This is a genomic window from Methanosarcina sp. DH1, assembly GCF_020804205.1.
Taxonomy (GTDB): Archaea; Halobacteriota; Methanosarcinia; order Methanosarcinales; family Methanosarcinaceae; genus Methanosarcina; species Methanosarcina vacuolata.
Genome location: NZ_WJBJ01000044.1, coordinates 1 through 2,132 on the forward strand (window position 1 = coordinate 1; position 2,132 = coordinate 2,132).

1 protein-coding gene is annotated in these 2,132 nt (G+C 40.4%); it reads left to right on the top strand.

The annotated features are described in order from the left end of the window. Positions 1 to 278: 278 nt before the first annotated feature. Positions 279 to 2,132 (top strand): NosD domain-containing protein (locus FXW07_RS19110; RefSeq protein ID WP_229397186.1); only part of this gene is annotated, 1,854 nt, incomplete at its 3' end.

Sequence of the window (2,132 nt, forward strand, 5' to 3'; positions counted from 1 at the left end):
CCTGGATTTGAAGCGCTCTATGTAGTGGCTTGCCTTGTTATGGCATTCCTGCATAGAAGAAAATAAAAGAACGACTAAATAAAGAGAAATAAGGATCAAAATTCTTCTTTTTGCTCTTTCTTATTTCTCCATTTTCTTTTTGTTTTTTATTTTCCTTTTTTTCTCCAGTTTACTTACAAATATTGTTTACTGAATCAATATATTTATATTGATTGTGCCTATTTTTTAACTTATTAAAAAAGTTTATTAGACTTTGACATTTATATTGGGGAATGAAAATGAGAAAATTAATCATCCTGCTAATGGTCATGCTAATTTTTGCGTTAGTCTCGGGAATTGCGGCGGCTAAGGAGATCTCCGTTAATTCAACGGATTCAATACAGACCGCAGTGAATAATGCGGCTTCAGGCGATGTGATAATCGTCAAACCCGGGACATATAATGAGAACATCAAAGTAACCACACAAAGTCTGGTAATAAGATCAGAATCCGGGAAGCCTGAAAATACAATAATTAAAGCTGTCCCAAATACAAGTGTATTCAACGTTGCAGCAATTAATACGACAATTAGCGGGTTCAGGATTGAATCCGGAGAAACAGGAATCTATCTGGTTAGATGCAGTGACTGCACAATTATTAACAATGAGCTTTCGGACAATAAGCATGGAATATCTCTCAGTAGTTCGAACAACAACAATATCTCGGAAAATCAAGTAAACTCAAATAAAATGTATGGGATTCAGCTCGTGAATTCTGAAGGAAATAAGCTCTTAAACAACAATGTAAATTTGAATGAAAGAGGGATTAATCATATAAACTCGAACAAAAGCACAATTTCAGGTAATAATGTATCGAATAATGTCGAATTTGGAATGTGGATTTCATATTCTAACGATAACGAAATCTCCGGGAACACAGCTAATGAAACCAGCAGGGGCATCTTTCTGGATTCTTCCGGTGATAACACCGTTTCTGGAAACATTGTTGCTTTTAATAACGTATCTGGCTTTTATGAGTGTCCGGCCTGCCACAGAAATCTTGTTTTCAACAATTATGTGAATAACGTCCTTAATGCAGATATCAACACAAGAGACACTACGTGGAACATAGAAATGACTTCTGGCAGAAATATTGTCGGCGGAAAGTACATAGGAGGTAATTTCTGGGCAAAGCCTGACGGTACCGGATTTTCGCAGACTGCAACCGATGCCGATGAAGACGGAATTGCCGATTCCTCATATATTGACAGCAAAAATTACGTTACAGATTACCTGCCTCTGGTACCTGTTTCCAACCCACAGCAGCCAGTCTTGCCGGTTGCAAATTTCAGCACCAGTGTAACCAGCGGTTATGCGCCTCTTACGGTTCAGTTTACGGACCTTTCAGAAAATGCAGTCTCAAGAAACTGGGACATTAACAATGATGGAACCGTAGACAACACCAGTAAAAGCTTTGCCTATGTATACCAGAATCCCGGAAATTATACTGCTAAACTTACAGTAAGCAACGAGAACGGCACAGACTCAAAAACTCGGGATATAATTGTCAGCAAGTTTATAATTTATCCTGTTGCAGACTTCAGTGCCAATGTAACGAGCGGCTATGCTCCCCTTTCAGTCCTGTTCACTGACAAATCACAAAATGCAACCTCAAGGAACTGGGACTTTGGAGACGGATCAAACTCAACCGAGCAGAATCCGATTCACACTTATTCCACAGGAACTTATACTGTTAGCTTAACTGCGATAAATGAAAACGGCACTTCCTCCGCAAAAACTGCCACAATAACTGTTACTACAGAGGAAAGCAGCTCAAGCGGTGGAGGCAGCCATCATAGCAGTGGTGGAGGCGGTGGCGGTGCAGGCGGTTCCCCTGAACCTCAAACTAATGTCCAGGTAAAAGAACTTTCCCAGGCGCGAGTTACAAACGGAAAGCCTGTATTGTTTGATTTCACAAAGAACGCAACCTGTGTTGCGTATGTGAGCTTTGATGCAAAGAAGACCGCAGGCAAGATCACAACCATTGCCGAGCAGCTCAAAGTAAAATCGACTCTGGTTTCAGTCCTGAATTCGGGAGAAGTCTATAAGTATTTCAACCTCTGGGTTGGAAACAGCGGGTTTGCAACAGAAAAG